At 53.3% G+C, this 21,802-nt stretch carries 15 protein-coding genes and 1 other RNA gene; 6 read left to right on the forward strand and 10 right to left on the reverse strand.

The features are described from left to right. Window positions 1-45 precede the first annotated feature (45 nt). From rnpB to AC2JF8_RS02085, 3 genes are all read right to left on the reverse strand, one after another. Window positions 46-412: RNase P RNA component class B (rnpB, locus tag AC2JF8_RS02075), an RNA gene on the reverse strand. A 26-nt stretch (window positions 413-438) separates the two neighbouring features. Further along, a complete protein-coding gene (locus AC2JF8_RS02080) occupies window positions 439-873 on the reverse strand; it encodes a DivIVA domain-containing protein (RefSeq protein ID WP_500728798.1) in 435 nt (144 codons plus the stop codon). A gap of 94 nt (window positions 874-967) precedes the next feature. Next, window positions 968-1,534 carry an SLOG family protein gene (locus AC2JF8_RS02085; RefSeq protein ID WP_500728799.1) on the reverse strand — a complete coding sequence of 189 codons (567 nt, stop codon included), beginning with the start codon at window positions 1,532-1,534 and terminating at the stop codon, window positions 968-970. A 69-nt stretch (window positions 1,535-1,603) separates the two neighbouring features. Here AC2JF8_RS02085 and recU point away from each other — a divergent pair, with 69 nt between their 5' ends. Together recU and AC2JF8_RS02095 are read left to right on the forward strand one after the other, a co-directional pair. Next, on the forward strand, window positions 1,604-2,236 hold the full coding sequence (gene recU, locus AC2JF8_RS02090) for a Holliday junction resolvase RecU (RefSeq protein ID WP_500760642.1): 633 nt from the start codon (window positions 1,604-1,606) through the stop codon (window positions 2,234-2,236). Further along, entirely contained in the window at window positions 2,226-4,532 is a 2,307-nt protein-coding gene (locus AC2JF8_RS02095) for a transglycosylase domain-containing protein (RefSeq protein WP_500760644.1), read from the forward strand. Before recU ends, AC2JF8_RS02095 begins: the two co-directional genes overlap by 11 nt. A gap of 73 nt (window positions 4,533-4,605) precedes the next feature. On the opposite strand, the gene nth is transcribed toward AC2JF8_RS02095, so the two are convergent. The 7 genes from nth to AC2JF8_RS02130 all read right to left on the reverse strand — a co-directional run bounded on the left by nth (window position 4,606) and on the right by AC2JF8_RS02130 (window position 17,671). Continuing rightward, complete coding sequence (gene nth, locus AC2JF8_RS02100) at window positions 4,606-5,235, reverse strand: endonuclease III (protein ID WP_500728802.1); 630 nt, start codon at window positions 5,233-5,235, stop codon at window positions 4,606-4,608. Beyond that, entirely contained in the window at window positions 5,235-5,879 is a 645-nt protein-coding gene (locus AC2JF8_RS02105) for a DnaD domain protein (RefSeq protein WP_500728803.1), read from the reverse strand. The genes nth and AC2JF8_RS02105 overlap by 1 nt, the downstream gene beginning before the upstream one ends. A 79-nt stretch (window positions 5,880-5,958) precedes the next feature. Then, on the reverse strand, window positions 5,959-7,257 hold the full coding sequence (asnS, locus tag AC2JF8_RS02110) for an asparagine--tRNA ligase (protein ID WP_500760646.1): 1,299 nt from the start codon (window positions 7,255-7,257) through the stop codon (window positions 5,959-5,961). A gap of 53 nt (window positions 7,258-7,310) precedes the next feature. Next, entirely contained in the window at window positions 7,311-7,805 is a 495-nt protein-coding gene (locus AC2JF8_RS02115) for a hypothetical protein (protein ID WP_500760648.1), read from the reverse strand. Then, the gene (locus AC2JF8_RS02120) at window positions 7,792-10,584 is read right to left on the reverse strand and encodes a helicase C-terminal domain-containing protein (RefSeq protein WP_500760650.1); all 2,793 of its coding nucleotides are present in this window, start codon (window positions 10,582-10,584) and stop codon (window positions 7,792-7,794) included. The genes AC2JF8_RS02115 and AC2JF8_RS02120 overlap by 14 nt, the downstream gene beginning before the upstream one ends. A gap of 14 nt (window positions 10,585-10,598) precedes the next feature. Then, window positions 10,599-14,201, reverse strand: coding sequence for a helicase-exonuclease AddAB subunit AddA (gene addA / locus AC2JF8_RS02125; protein ID WP_500760652.1), 3,603 nt, complete (start codon window positions 14,199-14,201; stop codon window positions 10,599-10,601). Next, window positions 14,201-17,671, reverse strand: a complete 3,471-nt coding sequence (locus tag AC2JF8_RS02130; protein ID WP_500760654.1) for a PD-(D/E)XK nuclease family protein — start codon at window positions 17,669-17,671, stop codon at window positions 14,201-14,203. Before AC2JF8_RS02130 ends, addA begins: the two co-directional genes overlap by 1 nt. 76 nt (window positions 17,672-17,747) lie before the next feature. On the opposite strand from AC2JF8_RS02130, the gene mvk reads away from it, so the two are divergent. From mvk to fni, 4 genes are read left to right on the forward strand one after another with little or no spacing between them, the layout of a single operon-like run. Further along, window positions 17,748-18,656, forward strand: a complete 909-nt coding sequence (gene mvk / locus AC2JF8_RS02135) for a mevalonate kinase (protein ID WP_500728809.1) — start codon at window positions 17,748-17,750, stop codon at window positions 18,654-18,656. Further along, complete coding sequence (gene mvaD, locus AC2JF8_RS02140) at window positions 18,656-19,615, forward strand: diphosphomevalonate decarboxylase (protein ID WP_500728810.1); 960 nt, start codon at window positions 18,656-18,658, stop codon at window positions 19,613-19,615. The genes mvk and mvaD overlap by 1 nt, the downstream gene beginning before the upstream one ends. 34 nt (window positions 19,616-19,649) lie before the next feature. Further along, window positions 19,650-20,732 (forward strand): phosphomevalonate kinase, encoded by a 1,083-nt coding sequence (locus AC2JF8_RS02145; RefSeq protein ID WP_500760656.1) that lies wholly within the window; start codon window positions 19,650-19,652, stop codon window positions 20,730-20,732. Between the two features lie 9 nt (window positions 20,733-20,741). Next, window positions 20,742-21,758 (forward strand): type 2 isopentenyl-diphosphate Delta-isomerase, encoded by a 1,017-nt coding sequence (gene fni / locus AC2JF8_RS02150; RefSeq protein WP_500760658.1) that lies wholly within the window; start codon window positions 20,742-20,744, stop codon window positions 21,756-21,758. Window positions 21,759-21,802: the final 44 nt, after the last annotated feature.

The raw sequence follows: 21,802 nt of genomic DNA on the forward strand, positions 1-21,802 counted from the left end.
AAAAGCGCTGAGCCCTTTGAAAAGCTCAACGCTGCCTGTGCAAATTCCTATAAGCCACGTTCTGTTCGGGCAGTTCTGGCCAAAACCGCCTTCAGCAGCCATCTATCTTTGCTATCAAGATAGCAATCCAACCTTTGGTTCAGTTCCCCAGGTTGAGACGCCCCCACCAAATTTGGGTTGCACGCTCGCAGGGTTTACCTCGTTCCACCAGCAGCGTTTCCACTGCTGCTCCGTCACTGTGGCACTTTTCAGAATATTGGTGCATATCAAAAAGACTTAGCACGTTCTTCGCCGTAATCATCACAATCCTTTAGCTTGTTGGGCTAAATACGAACACTACAGGCATCGCAGCCTGTGCGTGCGTGGACTTTCCTCAGCTTGACTTTAAGTCAAACCGCGACTGCCCAAAATTTGCACTATTAACAATTATACCAGAGCTTACTGTTTTTGTAACCCATAAACTCGTTGCTCAAGATTGTAGACCTTGCGCTCCAGCGTTGAAATGCGCTGGATGATGGCCATGTTCGTTGAACTTTCACTGCGCACGGCGGTCTCTTTATCCTCATCGGCGTGCAGGGCAGCGGCCTTTTGCGGCGCATATGTCTTAACGTTTTCACCGGCAAGGGGCGACATTTTGCGTGTCTTCTGCAGCTGCACGGCGTTCTCCTTGTGCTGGCTATCCATTAATTCACCCTGCAGCTTACCGATTTGGCCGTACAAATCCTCGATAATCTGCTCGAACGTATCGTAATCCGCAATAACCTGGTCTAAAAAAGCGTCCACTTCCTCGGGATCGATGCCCTTAACTTTTGTTCTAAATTGTTTTTTTAAAATATCCTCAGTGGATAATTTAACATCATTTAAATCAGCCATGATAACGTCAGCTCCTTTATCAATCTTTCTTAATTTTAGCAAAAAGAGCCGGCACATAAAACCGCAAAAACAAGTTTACGAAAAGATTTAGGAATTATTCGTCAAATTCGTCCTCCTGTTTTGACTGGTACTCCTGTGCTGCATCCTGCAGATCGTAAAAATCGATTAATTCTAGGGGATAATCCTCGTTTTCCTGGTATTTTTTGATTAAATTGTAATCGAACTTAGGCTTGCCGGGGCTTTCCGGATCATAAATCATCAGGGCCCGGTCCGTGTGCAGCAGCATAAAGTTCTGGTAGTTCCGCAGCTGCACGGGGCTCTGGTAGGGCTGGTTGGACGTCGAAGCGAAAAAATCCACCTGGCCCCTTAGGCGCAGAAACTTTTCCTGGTTGGCCTCATTCCAGCGGTGCGCGAACTCCTCGTAGGGGACGATGATTGAAACGCGCAGCGGAAATTCCTTGCGCAATTCGAGGGCCACTTCGCTAGCCCACTGCTCCACGCCCAGGTTGGCGCCCGTGATCAGCCAGTCGAGCTGACCGTTTTCAAGCATGGCGCGCAGACGATTTGCAAGCGCAAATTTGATGACCGTGATTTTGGGATCTTTGTCGCCGAAGGTATTTAATTCATAATTGCGGTATCCGGTAACCCATAGTCGTTGCATAGTGAAAGAGGTGGCTCCTTGTTCAAAAACTTTTCCTTTATTGCTATAATGCTAGCAGGAGTGAGATTGATGGTCAAATATCCAAGTGGCAGTTCTGCTGCTTTTCGTAAATCTGCCAATAATTCGGAGATAAAGCACAAACGCCAGCACAACAAGAACGTCAGTTTTTCTGACCGGGGGATGACCCTTGAACAGATGATTAACGAGTCAAATAAATATTACCGCCTGAAGGGAATTGCGGTTGTGCACAAGAAACCGACGCCGATCCAGATTGTCAAGGTTGACTACCCTAAACGGTCGCGGGCTGTTATCAGGGAAGCGTATTTTCGCCAGGAGTCAACAACGGACTACAACGGCGTCTACAAGGGCTATTACCTTGACTTCGAGGCCAAGGAAACCAAAAACAAAACCAACTTCCCCCTGAAGAATTTTCACGAACACCAGATTGTCCACCTTGCGGAATGTTTGAAACAAAGGGGCATCTGCTTTACAATTATCGGATTCACGAGCCTCAACCGCTACTTCGTCAGTCCGGCGAGCGCAATCATCAACGCGTGGTGGACCAAGGGCAAAAGCTCGATAACGTTAAGCGAGGTCGAACACTGGTCAATTGAATTGGCGAGTGGCTTTCAGCCTACCCTGCCGTATTTGAAAGCAGTGGATCAATTTATCGCAGATAGGAAATTAGATAATGACGAATAAAAAACGGACATCACGACAAAATTACCGGCAAAACCTGCCTAAGCCCTTCTGGCGGCGCGCAGTCAAATGGACTTTCCTAGCAATTTTTTTGCTGCTGCTTTCGGGGGTGGGCTTATTTGCTTACTACGCAAAAGACGCACCGAACATTAGCCGCACCCAGCTTGAAAGCAGCGGTTCGTCGGCGTTTTACACGTCCAACGGCAAATTTTTGCTCTCGCTTGGTTCGCAGAAGCAAATATACGTCAAGGATGGTAAGGACATGCAGCTATTAAAGGATGCGGTTGTCTCGGTTGAAGACAAGCGCTTCTACAAGGACAACCTCGGGGTCGATCCAATCAGAATCGTGGGCTCGCTTTTGACCAACGCCAAGAGCCAGAGCATTGCAGCCGGTGGATCCACGATCACGCAGCAGCTGATTAAGCTGACCGTTTTCTCGACGAACGCGCCGGCCGAAAAAACGCTTCGGCGCAAGGCCCAGGAAGCCTGGCTGGCAATGAAAATTCAGCGTGAGTATTCCCGCGATGAGATCCTGGAATTCTACATTAATAAGGTCTACATGAATTACGGCAACTATGGGATTGGGACCGCCGCCGATTATTATTACGGCAAGAAAATCGGTGAGCTGAGCCTCGCCCAGACCGCCCTGCTCGCCGGCATGCCCAACCGCCCCACGGCCTACAACCCCTACGTGTACCCCAAATATGCCAAGTACCGCCGCGATATTGTCCTCAAGGCAATGCTCAACAACCACAAGATTAGTCAGGCACAGTACAGCCAAGCAAAAAAAGAGAGCGTTAAAAGGGGCCTCAAGCACCATAGCCAGCGGAAACGATCGAACCTGCGCCAAGTTGACGATCCCTATATCAAGGAAGCTATTTCTGAGGTCAAGGACAAGGGCTTTGACCCCTACCGCGACAACCTGAAAATCACGATCAATATTGACCAGAATGCCCAAAATAAGCTGTACGAGTTGGCCAACAGCGGCCAGGTGCCGTTTACCAATGACCGGATGCAGATTGGGGCGACGGTCGTTGATCCCGCAAACGGCCACGTTGTAGCCATCCTTGGCGGCCGTCACCTGCCCTCCTCTGTCCAGCTGGGACTAGACCGGGCGGTGCAGACAAGCCGATCCACGGGTTCGTCGATAAAGCCGGTTTTGGACTACGCACCGGCCATCGAATACCTTAACTGGTCCACGGCGAAGATGCTCGATGACAGCAGGTATGTCTACCCTGGGACAAACATTCAGCTTTATGACTGGGACAACCGCTATGAGGGCCTGATGAACATGCGGCACGCGCTAGAACAGTCCCGAAACGTTCCGGCCGTGAAGACCCTGCGCGATGTCGGCGTCCAGCGTGCGGCCAAGTTTGCGCGCAAGGTTGGCATCAACGTTCCTAGGGATGCAGGCCTTTCGGTTGCAATCGGCGCCGATGCATCCAGCCTGCAGATGGCCGGTGCCTTCAGTGCTTTTGCGACACTGGGCGTCTACCACAAGCCCCAATTTGTTTCCAAAATTGAAACCCCCGACGGCCTGACCAGAAATTATGATTCGGCGGGCATCCGCGTGATGAGCTCGGCCACGGCCTACATGATTACGGACATGCTCAAGGGCGTCATCAAGGTCGGCTCCGGAACCAGTGCCCAGATCAGCGGACTCTTCCAGGCAGGCAAAACCGGTTCGGTCAAGTACTCCGACCAGGACCTGGCCCGCTATCCGGGCTACGGTTCAACTCCCAAGGATTCTTGGTTTGTAGGCTATACCCAAAGCTACGTCATCGGGGTTTGGACCGGTTACGACAACCTGAAGGACGGTACCATTGCGGGAATTGGACAGCAATCGGCTCAGCTTTTCTATAAGAACATGATGACCTACCTGATGCGTAACAAGGAAAACGTTGACTGGCAGAAGCCAAGCTCAGTAATTAGGGCCCGGATTGCGCGCAACTCCAATCCGCCCGAGGTCTCCCCAACGGGCGAGTGGCAGCTCTTCGTGCGCGGACACGCGCCAGCGGGGATCGTTGATGACACCAGCACTTACAGCGGGACCGGACGGTGGACAAGCAGCAGCAGTTCGAGCACTACCACTAGCACGCAGACCGGTCAAGCACCTGGGCGAAACAAAGACAGTTCTGCCAAGAAGCAGAACGATGCCGATGAGGAAAAGACAAACGCTTCCCAGGATAACGCAAAGGACAATGATGGAAAACCGGGTGCGGATAGCGACGAGCAAAAGCCCGGCGCAGGCGATAGCACAAATGGGCAAAGCGGCAACTCCTCTAAAGACAAGCAATAAAAACTCCATACTACGAGACGCTAAAAAGCCGCAGCAATTTTATAATTGCTGCGGCCTTTTAGTTGATTTTTTGCTACTTCTCCTGCAGGTAGGTGTAAGGGTCTTCCTTGTCCCGCGCCGTCATCGAGTAGCGGCCAAACAGGATCAGCGCGTGGTGCGTGTGGATCCATTCGTCCGGGAGCAGAATCTCTTCCAGTCTTTTTTCAACCTGCAGCGGCTTGGCGTTCTGGGGGACAATGTGGAAGCGCTTGGAAATCCGCGCAACGTGCGTGTCGACGGCAATGGCGGGGATGCCATAACCGTCGGCCAAGACCACGTTGGCCGTCTTCTCGCCCACCCCCGGCAGCGCAACCAGGGCTTTTTTATCCGCCGGGACTTCACCGTGATACTTGTCAACCAGGATTTGGGCGGTCTCCTTGAGGTGCTTGGCCTTAGAATGGTAGAGCCCGATCTGGGCTATGTGGTCCTCAATCTCCTTAATTGGGGACGCCGCCAGTTCTTGGGGTGACGGGTAGTCGGCAATGAAGCGGGGCATGATGCGGTTCACCATCTTGTCGGTAGTCTGCGCGCTCATCAGGACCGCACACAGCAGGTGAAATTTGGTGTCCCACATCAGCTCGCTCTTAGCGTCGGGATACATCTCGTTGATGGTCCTGAGCACCCTGCGCGCTTCTTTCGTACTAATTAATTTTTCTTCCGACATTACCTGTTCCTCTGTAAAAATTTTTGCACTTCGCTGGTGGTCTTCAGGTTATGCCGCTGCCAGTTCAGAAGTATGCGGTCAACGTACTTTAAGCTGTAAGCCTGGGCCAGAACGGCTTCCCGCAAAGCCAGCTTGATGATTTCCGGACTGTAGTGGTCAACGTTGAGCCATGCAGCGACTTCTTCACGCTCGATGGGGCTAAGGTAGCGGCCAAATTCTATTTCAAATTGGCGCAGCAGCTGCTTTAATGGACTATTGTCGAGTCCTGCCGCCGCCTTACTTTTGCCCGCGGCATCCTGCGTGGCGCCACCAGCATTTTTGGCCAAGATATCATCAAGACTGGAGTAAAGCGGGTTAAGGTTATAGCGGTTGCCAATCCTGTTCTGGCTGTCGGTCACTTGGTCAATCTGGACGTACTTGCGCTCAATCAGCTTCTGGATGATGCTGGCAACTTCAATCGCAGACCAATTCGTGTTTGCAGCGAGCTGCTCGTTGGACGGAAAGCCTTCACCTTTTTGGGCAAAGGCTTCGAGCTGAATCAGCATCAGCACTTCGGCATCGCTGAGCTTAAGCTGCGGGTAGTATGCCAGCAGGCCATTCGATAGCGTTGTAAACCCCAGCATCCGGTACTCATTATAATGCACGATAATTCTCCCCTTTTAAAAAAGTTGAACTAAAACCTAGTTCAACTTTTTAGTATTATTTGCTCATGTGGTTTTAAGCCTATGGCTTTACCCGGTTGATCATTCGTGGGAACGGAATTGCTTCGCGGACGTGATCCAGCTTGCAGATCCAGGCAATTACGCGTTCAAAGCCCATGCCGAAGCCGGAGTGCGGGACGCTGCCGTACTTGCGCAGGTCCATGTACCAGTCATAGTCATCTACGTTCAGTCCCGCTTCTTCAATCTGCTTTTTCAAAGTATCATAGTCGCTCTCACGTTCCGAGCCGCCCATGATCTCGCCGTAGCCCTCAGGAGCCAGGACGTCCGCACAGAGGTATTCCTGCGGATTATCAGGGTTCTTCTTCATGTAAAACGGCTTGATTGCGGTGGGGTAATTGACAATGAAGAACGGCCGGTCAAATTGTTCAGAAATAAAGGCCTCGTCGGGTGCACCGAAGTCGTCGCCCCACTTGAAGTCACGGCCATCATCCTGCAGCATCTTGACCGCATCATCATAAGATAGCCGGGTGAAGTTGCCCTCTACGGCCGGTTCCAGCTTCTTAGGGTCGCGGTCAAGCAGTTCCAGCTCGTACTGGCAGTTAGCCAATACCTGCTTGACCACATATGCCAAAAAGCGCTCCTGAATATCGAGGGATTCGTCTTGGTGCATCCAGGCCATCTCGGGTTCCATCATCCAGAACTCGGTCAGGTGGCGTCTGGTCTTAGATTCTTCGGCCCTAAAGGTGGGACCAAAGGTAAAGATTTTGCCCAACGCTTCGGCCCCAACTTCGCCATAAAGCTGACCTGACTGGGACAGGTAGGCATCGCCGCCAAAGTATTCGGTGTGGAATAACTCAGTTGTGCCCTCAGGCGCAGAGTGCATGAAGATCGGCGCATCAAATTTGACAAAGCCCTCCTTCTCAAAGAAGTCAACCGTTGCCTTATAAATGATGTTCCTGATGCGCATAATTGCGAAGGGCCGCCGGCTACGCAGCCACAGGTGGCGGTGGTCCAGCAGAAACTCGATGCCGTGTTCCTTGTTGCCAATCGGGTAGCCCTCATTGTTGGTGACTACGTCAAGGTCAGAAATCTGGATTTCATAGCCAAAATGCGAACGCTCATCCTTGTGAACCGTCCCCGTAATGTAAAAGCTGGCCTCCTGGTGTAGCGACTTGGCCGTTTCAAAGGTCTCATCCGTAACATCATTTTTACGCAGGACACCCTGGAAAAAGCCCGTACCGTCACGCAGCTGCAGGAAGGCAATCTTCCCGCTCGAACGCTTGTCTGTCAGCCAAACATGCATCTTGACTTCTTCGTCAACGTGCTTAAAGCAATCTTCAATCGAAATTAATTCTGTCATAAGTTTTGTTCCACTTCCCATATCATATCAAAACAATGATACCAAAAAAAAATTTAATTAGCGACCTTAGCAAGCAAATTTCCTGTTTTAAATTCGTACAACCGGTAGTAGTAGTTGCCCGCGGCATCCTTGGAGGCGACCTCCCAGACGGCCCGCCCGCGGTACCAGCCGAGGTTGACCTTGGTGATCTGCACGTGCGGGTTCTTAGCAGCAAATTTATTCCTGATGGTCGTTTCGCTCACGCCCCTGCCCGCCGGGATAAGGTGCCCCCGTTTGTGCGCCGGCAAGTAGATAAAGTAGTACCAGGTCCGGTCCTTCGATTGTCCCACCAGGGAATAGCTGTTGACCCCGCGGTCCAGGTGATAATTCTTGGCCACGTGCCTGATCGGTGTTTTTTGCAGGGCAATAGTATTGGCTGCCCGGGTTTCGCTGCGCACGGGGTTGGTTGCCCGGTAAAAAACCGCCAGCGCCCCGAAGTACAGCACTACCAGTGCTATAACCAGCCACATGACAAATTTTAGTGTCTGTCTCGTATCATCTTTTATCATAGTTATCCAGCTTGTTTCGTAATTGTTTTAAAGTAACCTTTTGGGTTTTCACCGGGATTGCCGCTAAGAACGCCTTGCCGTAATCCTTGTTCCAAATGCGTGAATCCAAAATCAAGAACTGCCCCTTGTCATCTTCGCCGCGGATTAAGCGGCCCATTCCCTGCCGGAAGCGGATAACCGCCCGCGGCATCGTGTCGGTCTCAAAAACGTTGGCCCCGTGGTCCTGCAAAAGCTTTTGCCGCAATTTTACTTCCGGCTGGTCGGGCGACTCAAACGGAAGCTTGCCGGCAATCACGAGGTCAACCCCGCATTCGTGGAAGTCAATGCCCTCCCAGAAGCTGTCGGCTCCGAGGATGAGCGCTTTTTTGGCGATGGCAAAACGCTTGGTTATCCGGTTGTTAGAGCCGGATACGCCCTGTGCAAGGATTTCAAAGTCGCGCAGACTGGGCGCGTTCAGTATCATCCTGAAGACCTCCCTGATCTTATCGAGGTTCGTCATCAGTACCAGTACGTGTTCTTTGCGGCCGAGGTCATTCTCCAGAATGTGCGCAAGAAGCTTGTTGTAGCGGGGACTGTTGGCATCGGGCAGGTCCTTCACCGCCAAAACCTCCAGGTGGTCATCCAGCTTAAACGTGCTGCTCCCGATGTACTCCTGCGGGGCCAATTCGCTGAGCGCAAGCTGCTTGACGGCAAACGCAAAGCTATTCGCACTGGTCAGCGTTGCACTCACAAAAGAAATATGGTCAAACCGGTTGTAGATTTGCTTCAACTCATCCGTTGAATCCAGCATGGTCCAGCTCAGGTTGGCACTCAGCGGGTCCTGGGGATCCGTCAGGCTGACGATAAAGCCCTCGTGCTCTAAGTCTTTTTGCTTATGCAGCAGGTCGGATAGCTGGTAGCCCTTGGCGATGTAAAAGTCCAACCGGTCAATCTGCTCGACCAGTTCATTCAAAAAGGCGTCCCGCTCCGTATTTGAATTATCGGTTTCATTGTCAAGTTTAAACAAAATCTGGTTGGTTTGCTCGCGGACCGCCTCCAACTTACGCTGAAATTCGGTCAATTTAGACCTAAACTTTCCCTTTGGGGGGAATAGGGCCGCCGCTTGAAAGCTGAGCAGCATGTTGCCGTTGGGCAACACGTTTTTCCCCAGCGCCTTGGCCTTCTTCGAACTGAGCAAACGCTGCAGCTGGTTGAGCACATGAATCAGGTTCAAAATCGCCGGGTTAAGCTTCTCAAGCAAAAAGTTAAACTGCACGTCGTTGCCGTACTGGTTGAACACGCTGTCATCCGTGTAATACAGCAGGCTGCGCAGGTGGTTTAAAACGCCCCAGAGCGATTCAAACTGGAAGGAGTCGTTGCGCGAACTGATTACGCTGTCGACAAAGCGGTGGGCCTCATCGATCACCAGGTACGGGTTCTGCCCCCAGATCATGTCATTGTAGTGGTTGGCCAGGTATGCGTGGTTGGTGACGAGGATGTCCGCCTGTTCCTGACGCTGCCGCGCCAAGTTCCAGAAGTCAACGCCGGCAAAGGTGCTGGCAACGCGTGCATCCCCCGGATGGCTGATCTGCGCAAACAGGGGCGCACGATAGCTGGTTAGCTGCAGTTCATCCAGGTCCCCTGTCTGGGTCTCGGTCAGCCAGACCAGGATGCGCATCTGCAGGATCAGCGCCGTCTTATTGGATGTCCCCTGGTAGAGGCTGTGGTAAAAGCCGTCAAGGTCAAGGTAGTGGCTGCTCGACTTGACCACCTCTGCCGTCAGATCCAGACCGGTCACCTTGACCAGTTGGGGTATTTCCTGGCTGATTATTTGATTTTGCAGGATTTTCGTTGGCGTTGCGACGACCAGCTTGCGGTTTGAGTACAGGCGGTAGGCGTATGCAAACAGGTAGGAAAAAGTCTTGCCCGTGCCGTTGGGTGCCTCAACTAGCAGTGCTCGCTGCTTGGGCTGCGCAAGAAAGTCATTAATGCGGTTGATCAGGTCAACCTGGGGCTGCCTGTAGTTGATCTTGCCCTTAAAAAGCCTGCGCTTCTCCTTATTGGACTTTACAAAGGCGGTTTCGGATGCGGCTTCTTCCCTGCCTATTCTGGTCGTCTGCTTTTGCAAAACAACGTTGCGCACCTGCCGGTACTCCTTGCCAAGCGGCCGCTTCTGCTTGCGCAGGTCGTCGGCAATCGTGGTGAAGACCCAGGACGTGTCACGCGTCAGCCCGTGCCCGAGCGAACTGAGCGTGTTTAACGTCGCCTGCGGCAGGGCCTCCAGCCTGTGGAGTGCCCGCAGCAGCAAGATCGCCGTCCCGTACGCGTCGGAGTCTGCCTTATGCGGATTCAGGTGCTTGATGTCCAGCTGGCTGGTCAGGTCGCTTAACTTGTAAGACGGCTCGGTCGGAAAGGCAATCTTGGCCAGTTCAACCGTGTCAATGGCGCGGTTGGCCAGGGCCTCGTAGCCATTCTGCATGAGCTCATAGTTTAAAAAGGGGAGGTCAAAGTTAACGTTGTGGGCAACAAAAACCGTTCCCTTGAGTATCTTGATAATCCGGGGCGCAAAGTAGGAAAAGTCCTTCTGCTTGGCAACGTCCGCGTTATGAATGTGGGTCAGGTTTTGCACCGCTAGCGGAATATCGCGGTGCGGGTTGATCATGAACGAATAGGTCTTAACCACCTGCAGATTCTTGATGATGGCGCAGCCAAACTGGATGATATGGTTGTCATCTTCCCGTTGGGTCCCTGTTGTCTCCAAGTCCACAACAGCAAAGGTATCCTTAGCAAATGAAGTCATTTTTTATCTTTCCCTTACTTAATCTCTACAACACTTTTAGCGCCCAATAGAATCAGGTACTTGTGGGTCACGTGTTTGCCCGCAAAGTAATTCAGCGCCTGCTCGTACAGACGCAGCTGGCCCGTGTACTTTTGCTTGATTGCGGCGATGGACTGCTCTGGGTGTGCGGGGTCAACGTAGTCTGTCTTGTAATCAAATAATATTATGCCATCATTTTCAATGAAATAACCGTCAATTGTACCATGAACCAGAATTTTAGCCGTCGGATCGCTGAATTCGCCAAACAGGCTGGAGGCGGGCAATAAACTTGAAAATTCGACTTCGCGCTTAAGCTTTTCAGGACTCTGCCAAAATTCGGCGGTAAAGGCGCTGTGGACGAACCAATTGATCTGGTCCTTGCGCAGACTGGGCACAATCTCGGGGTTAAGCTTGTTGTGCTTCACCAGGTCCTTAATCTCGGCGTCAAGCTGCTCGTCGTCGCCCCTTCCCTTATAGTCGTAGTACTGCAAGAGCAGGTGCATCGCGGTCCCGATTTCTGCACCGGTAAACTTGGTTTCAAAGAGAAAGTTGGGCTTGGTATCAATCGGCTGCAGGTAGCGGTTGGTCGAGGGCAAGAGGCGGGCATTTTCAAGCTCACTCTCCACCGGGTCGTTGAACGCCTTCTTGATCTCCGAAACGGACTGGTAAGCCGTCGTCCGGCTAGCATCCTTAAAGGCGTACTTAAAGGCGTAAAGACGCCTGGCCGTCCTGTCTAGCAGCGCGTTATCGCGTTCCGGTTTAACTGGCTTGTCCCCGATTGTTTCTTCGGCTGCAATTTTTTCGTCTTGGTAGCGCAAAAACAGGAGGTCCTCACCCTCGTCCAGGGCTCTGGTTACGTCTTTGATCGACTGGCTTATGTGCTGCTCGAAGCCTATTGTTGGCCCGATGAAACTCATGGGGCTCGTTGCGCCCAGCTTGCTGGAAAGCGTCATCTGCCCTGCCCTGTTCTGGTGCTTCCACGTCTGGATGTTTTTGGGCAGGTTCTTCACGTCAGCGACCAGGATCAGCTTCTGCCGGGCGCGGGTCATGCCGACGTACATTATCCGGGCCTCTTCCTCCAGCATCTGTTTCTTTTTGGCGATATTATCGACCGCCTTGAGCAGCGTGTCGGCACGGTAGTGTTCAAGGTGCAGGGTCAGACCCACGTTATCGGAATTAATGATGTAGTTGCCGCTCAAATCCCGCGTCTGAAAGCGGTGCTGCATCCCGATGTAGAACACGATGGGGAATTCCAGCCCCTTCGCACCGTGTACCGTCATCAACCTGACCGAGTCGCCTGCCTCCTTATTAAGCAACGGCTGGGCCAGGTCCTTCTGGCTGCGGCGCATGCGTTCGATGAAGTTGATAAACTGATAAAGTCCCTTAAAGCCGGCACTCTCATAGGAAGCGGCACGCTCGTACAAAGACTCCAGGTTAACCCGGCGCTGCTTGCCGTTGGGCAGTGCAGTCATGATTTCCAAGAGGCCGGTACGCTCGTAAATGCTCCAGATTAGTTCGGAAATGCGGTGCGTGGTCGCAAACTGGCGCAGGTCCTCCAGCTGGTTTAGGAAGTCCTTGACCTCCTGGCCCAGTGGGTCATGAACCGCAACGTAGGCCGTCAGTGCGCTGTAGAAGCTGGTGTTTTTACTGTGAACCCTAATCTGGGCCAGGTCAGACTCCGTAAAGTTGAAAAGGGGCGAGCGCAAAACAGCCACCAGCGGGATGTCCTGGTCGGGATTATCGATTATCCGCAGGTAGTTCATGATAACCGTCAGTTCAAGCGTCTGGAAGTAATTTTTGGCATCGGTCACTAGGAGCGGCAGGTCGTTCTTAGCAAACTCCTGCATTATTGCTAGATTGGCGCTGCGGCTCCTGGTCAGGATTGCAATGTCGCTGTACGCGAAGGGCCGAGTTGTTTTAAGGCCGGCATCATAGACCTTCAGGTGCTCATTTTTAAACTGCTTGATGCGGTTGATTACCATTGCAATCTCCGCTGAATCGACCTCCTCGTCCTCCGGGGCCTCCTTGTTTTGTTCGTGGTAAATGATTTCCGCGGCGTGGGGCAGGTTTTGGGGGTAATAGTCCGCGCCCAGAACCAGCCGGCCCTCCTTAGCGTAATCGATGCCGCCAAAAGCAGGCGTCAAAACGCCGGAAAAAATCTTGTTGACCAGGTCGATCACCGGCTTAGTGGAGCGAAAGTTTGCGGACAGCAAAATGCGCTCTGCCCCCTTGTTTTCCTTCTTGGCCGTCTCCTGGTACTTGTGCAGAAATAGACCGGGGTCGGCCTGCCGGAAGCCATAGATGGACTGCTTGACGTCACCCACCATGAAAAGGTTGTTCTGCCCGTCTTTTTTAACCAGCTGCAGGATTTTTTCCTGCAGGGCGTTGATGTCCTGGTACTCGTCGACCATGATCTCGGTGAACTTGTCCTGGTAGAACGACCGCGCCATCTGCGCGGCTGACGTGTCCTGACTGAGGATTTGGTAAGCCAGCTGTTCCATGTCGCTGTAGTCAAGCAGATTTTCCGCCCGCTTAAGCTGGCCGAAGCGGTCAATCAGGGCCAACTCGGCCTTTGTGACTGCGGACATGATTTTTTGGCCGCGGGCCAGCAGCTCAAGCTGCTCCTGTTCGTTTGTTGCGTAAAAGGACGTGAACGACGTAAAGACCTGCTCAGCGGCTTCGTCCTTAAGGTCGCGGCACTCTTCATAGAAGTCCTGGATGTCCTCATCCCACTTGCTGGATTTGCGCATTCCACCGGTGAAAACGCAGCTGCGCAGATTCTCACGCTGCTTGTCGTATGCTTCATCGTCAGCGAGGCTTTTTATGTAGCGTATGAGGCTACCACTAAAGACCGTGAGCGTCTTATTCACCTTGGCCAATTCCGTGGTCGCCATCACCGGGTCGCCTGCAAGCTGGTCCACTCTTTGCTGCAAACTGGTAAAAGTGGTCAGGAGGTAGGGCTTGACCTTATCCTGCCACAAGCTAGTCTCAACCACCGCTGCGCCAGTCTCGTATTTTGCGGCCAAACCCTTGAGCCAGTCGCGGTAATCCGGTTTGGCCATCGCGTAGTCGTACAGGTCGAGCAGCAGGTTCTGGGCTGATTCGGCGTCCCTATCGCCGGCAAAGTTATTGTAAAAGGCAATAAAATTCTCGTCCCCGTTCTCCAAAAATTCCGCCTCAACCTCGCGCAGCGCACGTTCGCGCATCAGCTCCGCCTGGGTTTCATCGGTCAGGATGCTGAACCCGGGATCAAGGTCGATGACGTAGTAAAACCGGTGAATGACGTCCAAGCAAAAGGCATCAATCGTTGAGATGTTGGCCGTATCGACCAGGTTGAGCTGGCGACGCAGGTAACTCGTTTCGCTGCTACGGGCCATCTCCTCTTGCAGCACTGTTTTTATGCGGTCCTTCATTTCCTGCGCGGCTGCCTTGGTAAAGGTCACCACCAGCAGGCGATCGACATCCGTTCCCGCCAGAATCTCCTGCAGCAGGCGCTGCACCAAGACCGTGGTTTTGCCGCTGCCCGCGGAGGCGGAAACCAGAACGTCCAGGTTCCGGTCGTCAATTGCTTTTTGTTGTTCCTTCGTAAACTGGGCCATTATTCGTCTCCTTCCCCTAGTTTTTCCCTGATTTTTCTAAGCAGTTCCTTCTTCGTGAGGCCGCCAATCTGGTGGTACTTGTTTTCCTTGAGCATTGCATCAAAAAAGAAGATGTCGCGGTAGTCGGAATACGATAAAGCGTTGATGCCATTGCCATATTTGTACGGGTTAAGCCGGATTCTGCCCGATAGGATCTGGCTGGAAGCCTCCTTAATTAGTTCCTCGTCGTACTTAAGCAGCAGCTTGAGTTCCTCTGCGCTAAAGGCGTTGCCGCGAAAGCTCAGGCTACTGTCCTTTTTTGAATTGACGCCGGAATAAAGACTTGATGACATGCCGCTACTCTTGAGGCCGGGCTCGGCGTCAAGCATCAGGAGCTCATCGTTGGTCATTACGCCCGTGTACTTCAGCCGCATCTTGCCGTCCAGATTGGGCTGCTTAAGCTGCAGGCTGCTGGTGTACAGCTCTTTGCCGTTCAACCGCTCGGTCTGCCTGGTGACGGTCTGGTAGAATGCGCCCAGCAGGTCGAGCTGCGCGCTGCCCGCAAAGAAGCGTTTGTTTTGGGCCAGCACGTCAAGGTATGACACCATTTGCAGCGCGATTCCGTTGTAAAAAAGGCCAAGGTTAAACTTCTTGGCCGATGACTTGTAGTCGATCACCTGGGCTAAAACCCCGTCTTGATCCGGCTCCTGGGCCAGATCGACCCGGTCCATTTTACCGCGCAGGTTCACGTAGTGCTCGCCGACCAGATCAGGAACCCTAAAGTTGAGCCCCTTAACCTTTTCACCCGGACCAAAGCTCAATTCGGAATACCGGGCACGCAGGGGCGTCTTTTGAACCGCACGCTGCCAGTTAAACGCCACCTTGGAGGTGGTTTGATCGAGGCACTTAAACAAAAATTGGTTGAAGGGATCGTTGAGCAGCTGTTGGTAGCGGGCCTCCTCCTTCATGGTGGAACGCACTTGCTCGAGCACGTGCTGCAGGGTCACGCTGTCAATTTCTGCCAGGTCCAGCGCGCGCTTATCTAACTCCTTGACCAGCAGGTCGAACGTTTCGTGGAAGTAGTTGCCCGCCTGGATTACGTCTAATTCATTTTCAAAGCGCTTGTGCAGGCGCAGCCCGTAGTTTAGGAAGTACTCGTACGAATTTTCGTAAAAAGTTTCCAGTTGGGACACCGATGAATTCAGGTTGGGCCCGTACAATTCCTGGGCCAATTCCGCCCCGATATCGCCGGGTTCATTAACAAACTGGCTGGCCTTAAGAATCGCCGCCGTTTTCTGCGGCAGGTAGCTGCGTGTCAACTGCAAGAGGTCAGAGACGTCTACCGCTGCTTTGCTTTGGTTGAGGTAGGTCAGGTAGCCCAGGCTGGCCTCAGGGTTGGTCAAAAAGCCCAGCAGGTCCTTCTTCTCCTCCGGCAAGTTGTGCTGGTTGAATTCCGGGGCACCGGCCTTTTTGATCCGCTCATAGTAAAGGGAGGGCGCGATTGCCTCGTTGTCCACGTTGGCTACTGGACACGTCAGGTACACCTTGTCCTGCGCAAGCGCCAGCGAACCGCCAAACTGGTAGTTCTGGTCAAGATTGCTCAGCTGCTGGTGGTCCTCGATATAGGAGTCCTCGCCGAAGTCTGGACTCATCCTTTCTAGGTTTTCCGTGCTCAAAAGGCCCGGCGTGGTCTCGATCTGGGGCAGGCCCGTGCTGGTTGCGCCCATGATGAAGACCTGCTTGTAGCCGCTGACCTGGACAATCCCGGTTTCGGAAAGGTTGACGGCGTCCATCGTCGAAGGGATCTGTGCAAAGGCTGCTTCCTTGAAGCCGTTGATGAGGACGTCAAAAAATTGGCCGGCATCGAACTCGTCCGGGTTGATCAGCAGGTAGTCGTGGAGCAGGCTGATCAGCAGGTCCCAAACCTGTTCGGACTGCCGGGCCTGCTGGAGGTCGCCCCTTTCCTGGGCGTCTGCGCGCCATTTTTCAAGCGTCGCCGGCACGCCCGTACGCGTCAAGAAGTTGAAGAAAATCGTGATGGCCTTCTGCGTGTCCGCCTCCTTGTCCATGGCGGTTAAAACACGCCCGATCCGTTTGACGAAGTAGTCTTTGAGCTTGCCGATTTTGGCCACCTCGGCCGGAAACTGATCAAGGCGGATCACTTCGGCCGCAACGTAAGTCGAAAAGTCCCGCTTCCATAGGTTGTGGTTGATGCCGTGGGCCAGCACAAAGTTTTCCAGTTCATCAACATCGTGAATGTACGCGGCGTCGTTTTGGTACCAGTCGGGAATGATCAGCTGGGTTTTCATCACCGTGAGCATGCTCTGAGTCTGCAGCGGCTTGCGCAGAAGCTGCGCGACGCTCTCAATCAGAACGACTAGGGGGTGATATTTCATCTCCTGCTGCAGGTCATCGAAGAAGGGAATGTGGTTTTGCCGCAGGATTGGGGTCAAGTAGGTCTCGTATTCGTGCAGGTTGGGGGCCAGCACGAGAAAGTCGCGGTAGCGGTAATGCCCCAAAGCCACCTGCTGGTAGATCGTGCGCGCAACGAAATAGGCCTCGGCGTAACGGTTGTCTGCACGCACCAGCTGCACCTGGTCGAGGCTATCGGGCGTATTGATTGCGCCGGTCCAAAATGCGTTCAGCAGCTCACGCTTCGTGGGGTTAGCCGCTACGGGCGTCTTCTCGACCGTATAATTGAGGCTGCGTTTCTTAATGAAGTCGACCAATTGACCGATGGTCTTTTGGATGACGTAGTCATAGTCGCCTGGCTCGGGACTTGGGTTGAGGTCGCCCATCTTGGTTTTAAACGCCAGGGTTACACTGTGCGCGTGCAGCATCAAGAGCTTGATCGTCAGGCATTCCTGTAGCGAAAAATGGGAAAAATCAGAAAAGTAGAAGTCCGTCTGCCCCAAGTCCGTCCGGCGCGCCAGGTATTCGTTCAGCTGCAGCTGCACCTCGTTGGCGGTGGAAAATTTGCCGGTGATTGCGGCAATGAAGGCGTCATAAATAACCTTGAGGTCTGCCACCTTGGCCTTGGTCTCAGGGTCCATGTGGCTGTCGTCCAAATCGCCCAGGTCCACGTTGCCCTCACGCACCTGCAGTATTGTGTCGTAGAGCTGCTTGACTAGGCCGGGCGTAACCACCTTGAACAGGTGCAGCTTGTCTTTTTCCTGTTCAATGATTTTTGCTAGCAGCATCGCTGCGGCCGCATCATCGAGCTGGGTGGGCAAGCCGTCCGGCGCATCACGCAAAAAGAACCACGCCAGGCGCGAAAACGACAGCACCTGCAGGTTTTTAACCGCGGCGTCAGCGGTATCTTGCCTCAATGCCAGCCTGTCTATTGCCCGCACTTCTGTGGTAAACTTAATGTGATTAGGGACAATGACAAAGGTTTTGTGTTCAGGCAGCTGCTGGTAATTTGTGACTGCCCGCTCTAGAATTTTTTCTTGCAGGCGATCCGTCTGCCGACCGACTAAAATCTTGATCATTTGTTCTCTTCTCCTTTGCTACTTATTTTAGCATAGGACAACAAAATTTTTTCAAACATTAAGGATCTTAAATAAAATGAAATGCTCTTATTTAGCACACGGCAAGGTCATCCTGATTGGTGAGCACGCGGTCGTTTACGGCTATGACGCGTTGGCAATGCCCATCAAGACGCTGCACATTAAAACGACGGTTGAGCCGGCGGGGGCAATGTGGATGGACACGGCGTGCTATCACGGCCCGTTCTTCGCGGCTCCAAGCGAGTACGATGGGCTCAAGTACGTGGTGAAGACGACGCTGGCAAAGACGAACCGGCCCGAAGCGCTCAAAATCACCTACACCGGTAAAATTCCTACGGAACGCGGGTTTGGCTCCAGTGCCACGGTGGCGCTGGCAACAACCAAGGCGCTGGACGAATACTTTGACCTCGGCTTGTCCCCAAACGAGGTCAGCGCCATTACCAACCACGCGGAGACAATCAATCACGGCAAGGCCTCTGGTCTGGATGCGGCCGCCGTTGACTCCGACCACCTTATCTTTTTTAACAAAGAAATGGGCGCCAAAACGCTGGCGGCACAGCTGGGCGCCGTGCTCCTGATCATGGATACGGGCGAATTGGGCAGCACCAAAGAGGCCGTGGCCCAGGTTCAGCGGCAGGTGGAAAAGCAGGAGAAAGCGCGCGCTCGGCTTGCGCACCTGGGGCAATTGACAGACGAGGTCAAAAAGGCCTGGCTTAGGCGTGACCAAAAGAGCGTTGGCCACTGCTTCACCCGCGCCCAGGCGATTCTGCGCTCGTTTGCGCTGTCCACCGCCAAGATCGACGAATTGGAAAAAATCGCGCTGGCCAACGGTGCGCTGGGCTTCAAGCTCTCGGGCAGCGGCCTCGGCGGCATCGTCATCGCCCTGTGCCCCACGCGGGCGGTTGCGCGCGCAATTAGCGCCAAGAGTCAAAAGATTGCTGCTGACAGCTGGATTGAGGAGATTTAATGAAAAAAACCGTTCGTGCACACACCAACATTGCGCTAATCAAGTACTGGGGCAAAGCCGACGCCCGGTTGCGCCTGCCCTTAATGTCCAGCCTGTCAATGACGCTGGACCGTTTTTATACGGATACGGCGGTTTCCGCCAGTGCCGAAAAGCACTTCTATTTGAATGGCGTCGAACAGGTGGGCCGGAGCCGCCAGCGCGTTTTTTCCTACGTTAAACTGCTGCAGGAAAAGTTCGGCGTGAGCGGCAACTTGACGGTCACGTCGACCAACCACGTTCCGACCGCGGCCGGCTTGGCATCGTCTAGCTCCGCCTTTGCGGCGCTTGCCGGGGCTTTTTGTGCTTATTATGACCTCCACGTTGACCGCCGGGAACTGTCCCGCCTTGCCCGCTTGGGTTCCGGCTCGGCTTCTAGGTCGGTCTACGGCGGCTTTGCCGTCTGGCAAAAGGGCGAAAGCGACGCCTCGTCCTTTGCCTACCCGCTGGACGAAGAGCCCCAGATGGACCTGCGCCTTCTGGCCGTTGAGCTAGATGATAAGCCCAAGGACTTGCCTTCTACTAGCGGCATGGAGCAGGCGCAAACGTCGCCCTTCTTCAAACCGTGGCTGGCACGCAACGACCAGGAACTGGCGGCGATGATCGCGGCAGTCAGGGCAAGCGACTTTACGGCCCTGGGCCAGCTGGCCGAATTGAATGCAAACGAGATGCACGCGGTCAACCTAACCGCGTGGCCGGACTTCACCTACTTTGCGCCCGCAACGTTAAAAGCAATTGCCCTGGTTCAAAAACTGCGCCGTACCGGGATTGAATGTTACTACACGATTGACGCCGGACCCAACGTCAAAATTCTGTGTCAGTTAAAAAATGTCAAAGAAATTACTAAGCAGTTTGTATCAGAATTTGAGAATGTTAAGATAGTAATGCAAACTTTTGGTCCTGGTCTCTTATATCTGGACTAGTTACCGTATTAATGGATTAGGAGATTAAATTCTTTTGATAACAGAACAAGCACCCGGAAAATTATATGTTGCGGGTGAATACGCCGTTTTAGAAGCCAACTGCCCCGCAATTTTAGTTGCGGTCAACCAGTTTATCCGCGTTTCAATTACTAAAACCAACTCTGCCACGGGTCTGATTCACTCGAAGCAATACTCCCAAAACTCGATTCACTGGGCCAGGCGGGGCGCCAAGATGGTGATTGACAACCGGGACAACCCCTTCGAATACATCCTGGCAGCCATTTCATACACCGAGCGCTTCTGCATTGAACAGAAGATCAAGATGAAGCTCTATGACCTCCACGTCAATTCCGATTTAGACTCAGCCGACGGCAAGAAGTATGGCCTCGGCTCAAGCGCTGCCGTTACGGTGGCAACGGTCAAGGCAATCTTGCGTTTTTACCACGTTCCCTTCACTAACGAACTCGTTTATAAATTATCCGCCATTTCGCACTATTCCGTTCAGGGCAACGGTTCTGCCGGCGATATTGCAGCAAGCGTCTACGGCGGGTGGATTGCCTACCAGACCTTTGACAAGGCCTGGCTGCGCCGAGAACTGGCACAGAAAACGCTATCGGCGGTCGTCAGCGAAGCATGGCCTGGACTGAAAGTCCAGCTTTTGACCCCGCCAAAAGGCATGAAACTGATCATTGGGTGGAGTCAAAAGCCGGCATCGACCTCGCGCCTGGTCGATGAAACCAACGCCAACAAGGCCGCGCTCAACAATGAATACAAGGATTTCCTCAGTTTATCCAGGTCGTGCGTGTTGAAGATGGTTGCCGGTTTTGAAGAAAATGACATCAAGCTGATCAAGAAGCAAATCAGGGTTAACCGCAGTCTTCTGCAGCACTTTGCACAGATTAACCAGATTGCAATCGAGATTCCCCGCTTGTCCAAATTGATCACCATCGCGGAGGCCTTCGGCGGAGCGGCTAAGACTTCTGGTGCCGGCAACGGCGACTGTGGGATTGTCATCGCTGACGAGACTACCAACGTTAGCGCACTTGAACGGGAATGGCGCCAAAACGGTATCATGCCGCTGGACTTTCACGTGCACCAGGCAAAAGCCACGCAGTAAGGAGAAGATATGTCTGTAAGATCTGAACGCAAAGAGGACCACCTGCAGTTAGCCCAAAAATTTTACCAAGCGGACAAGGTCAACAGCTTTGACCAAATGCACCTGCTCCGTCCGGCCCTGCCGGAAACGCGGGTGGAGCCCCGCGCAATTGCAACGACGATGTTTGATAAACCCGTGGCCGCCCCCTTCTTCATCAATGCAATGACCGGCGGATCAAAGAAATCTTTTGCCGTCAACCGGTCCCTGGGAAGAATTGCAGGCGCCGCACACATCGGACTGGCCTTGGGCTCAGCCAGCATTTTGGTGAAGGAGAAGGAGCAGCTGGACAGCTTCTTGGTTGCGCGGACGGAAAACCCGGACGGGGTGGTGCTGGCCAACATTAACGCCAAGACGAGCCCCAAGGTTGCACAAGAAATCGTTAGCGCACTTGGCGCGGATGCCCTGCAGGTGCACTTGAACACCGTGCAGGAGATTGCGATGCCTGAGGGCGAGCGTGATTTTTACTGGCTGGATAATCTGCAAAATCTCCGCCAGACGCTTACCGTGCCGATCATCATCAAGGAAGTCGGGTTCGGCCTGGATAGTGCAAGCGTCCGCCTGCTGCAGGGCGCGGGCTTTACCATGTTTGACGTTGCCGGCAGCGGTGGAACCAACTTCGCGCAGATTGAGAACGCACGCAACCCGAGCGACCTCTCCTACCTCGAAGACGTCGGTCTGCCCACCGTCATTTCCGCCCTGCAAGTCGCACAAGAAGGGGTCGACTTCATTGTTTCCGGCGGCGTGCGCAACCCGCTGGACGTCTTTAAGGGGCTCTGCCTCGGCGGCAAGTTTGTCGGCATCTCCAACGTCTTTTTGCAGACGCTGCAGCAAAAAGGTGCCGCAGGCTTGCTGCACGTGATCATGAACTGGCAGCAGGAACTGGCCGGTCTGATGGCCGTCTACGGGCAAAGCGACCTGAGCGCATTGACCACGATTAAGAAGTATTACGACTGGCCGCTGAAGAATTTGCTCGACCAATTGGTTTAACTTTACATAATAAAAAATATGCTAAGCAATTTTTGCTTAGCATA

It is taken from the genome of Lactobacillus sp. CA30L (genome assembly GCF_059900845.1).

Excerpts from the sequence above, each read along its gene's own strand:
- AC2JF8_RS02080 (WP_500728798.1), bottom strand. The coding sequence starts at position 873 with ATGGCTGATTTAAATGATGTTAAATTATCCACTGAGGATATTTTAAAA.
- AC2JF8_RS02085 (WP_500728799.1), bottom strand. The coding sequence starts at position 1,534 with ATGCAACGACTATGGGTTACCGGATACCGCAATTATGAATTAAATACC.
- recU (WP_500760642.1), top strand. The coding sequence starts at position 1,604 with ATGGTCAAATATCCAAGTGGCAGTTCTGCTGCTTTTCGTAAATCTGCC.
- AC2JF8_RS02095 (WP_500760644.1), top strand. The coding sequence starts at position 2,226 with ATGACGAATAAAAAACGGACATCACGACAAAATTACCGGCAAAACCTG.
- nth (WP_500728802.1), bottom strand. The coding sequence starts at position 5,235 with ATGTCGGAAGAAAAATTAATTAGTACGAAAGAAGCGCGCAGGGTGCTC.
- asnS (WP_500760646.1), bottom strand. The coding sequence starts at position 7,257 with ATGACAGAATTAATTTCGATTGAAGATTGCTTTAAGCACGTTGACGAA.
- AC2JF8_RS02115 (WP_500760648.1), bottom strand. The coding sequence starts at position 7,805 with ATGATAAAAGATGATACGAGACAGACACTAAAATTTGTCATGTGGCTG.
- AC2JF8_RS02120 (WP_500760650.1), bottom strand. The coding sequence starts at position 10,584 with ATGACTTCATTTGCTAAGGATACCTTTGCTGTTGTGGACTTGGAGACA.
- addA (WP_500760652.1), bottom strand. The coding sequence starts at position 14,201 with ATGGCCCAGTTTACGAAGGAACAACAAAAAGCAATTGACGACCGGAAC.
- AC2JF8_RS02130 (WP_500760654.1), bottom strand. The coding sequence starts at position 17,671 with ATGATCAAGATTTTAGTCGGTCGGCAGACGGATCGCCTGCAAGAAAAA.
- mvk (WP_500728809.1), top strand. The coding sequence starts at position 17,748 with ATGAAATGCTCTTATTTAGCACACGGCAAGGTCATCCTGATTGGTGAG.
- mvaD (WP_500728810.1), top strand. The coding sequence starts at position 18,656 with ATGAAAAAAACCGTTCGTGCACACACCAACATTGCGCTAATCAAGTAC.
- fni (WP_500760658.1), top strand. The coding sequence starts at position 20,742 with ATGTCTGTAAGATCTGAACGCAAAGAGGACCACCTGCAGTTAGCCCAA.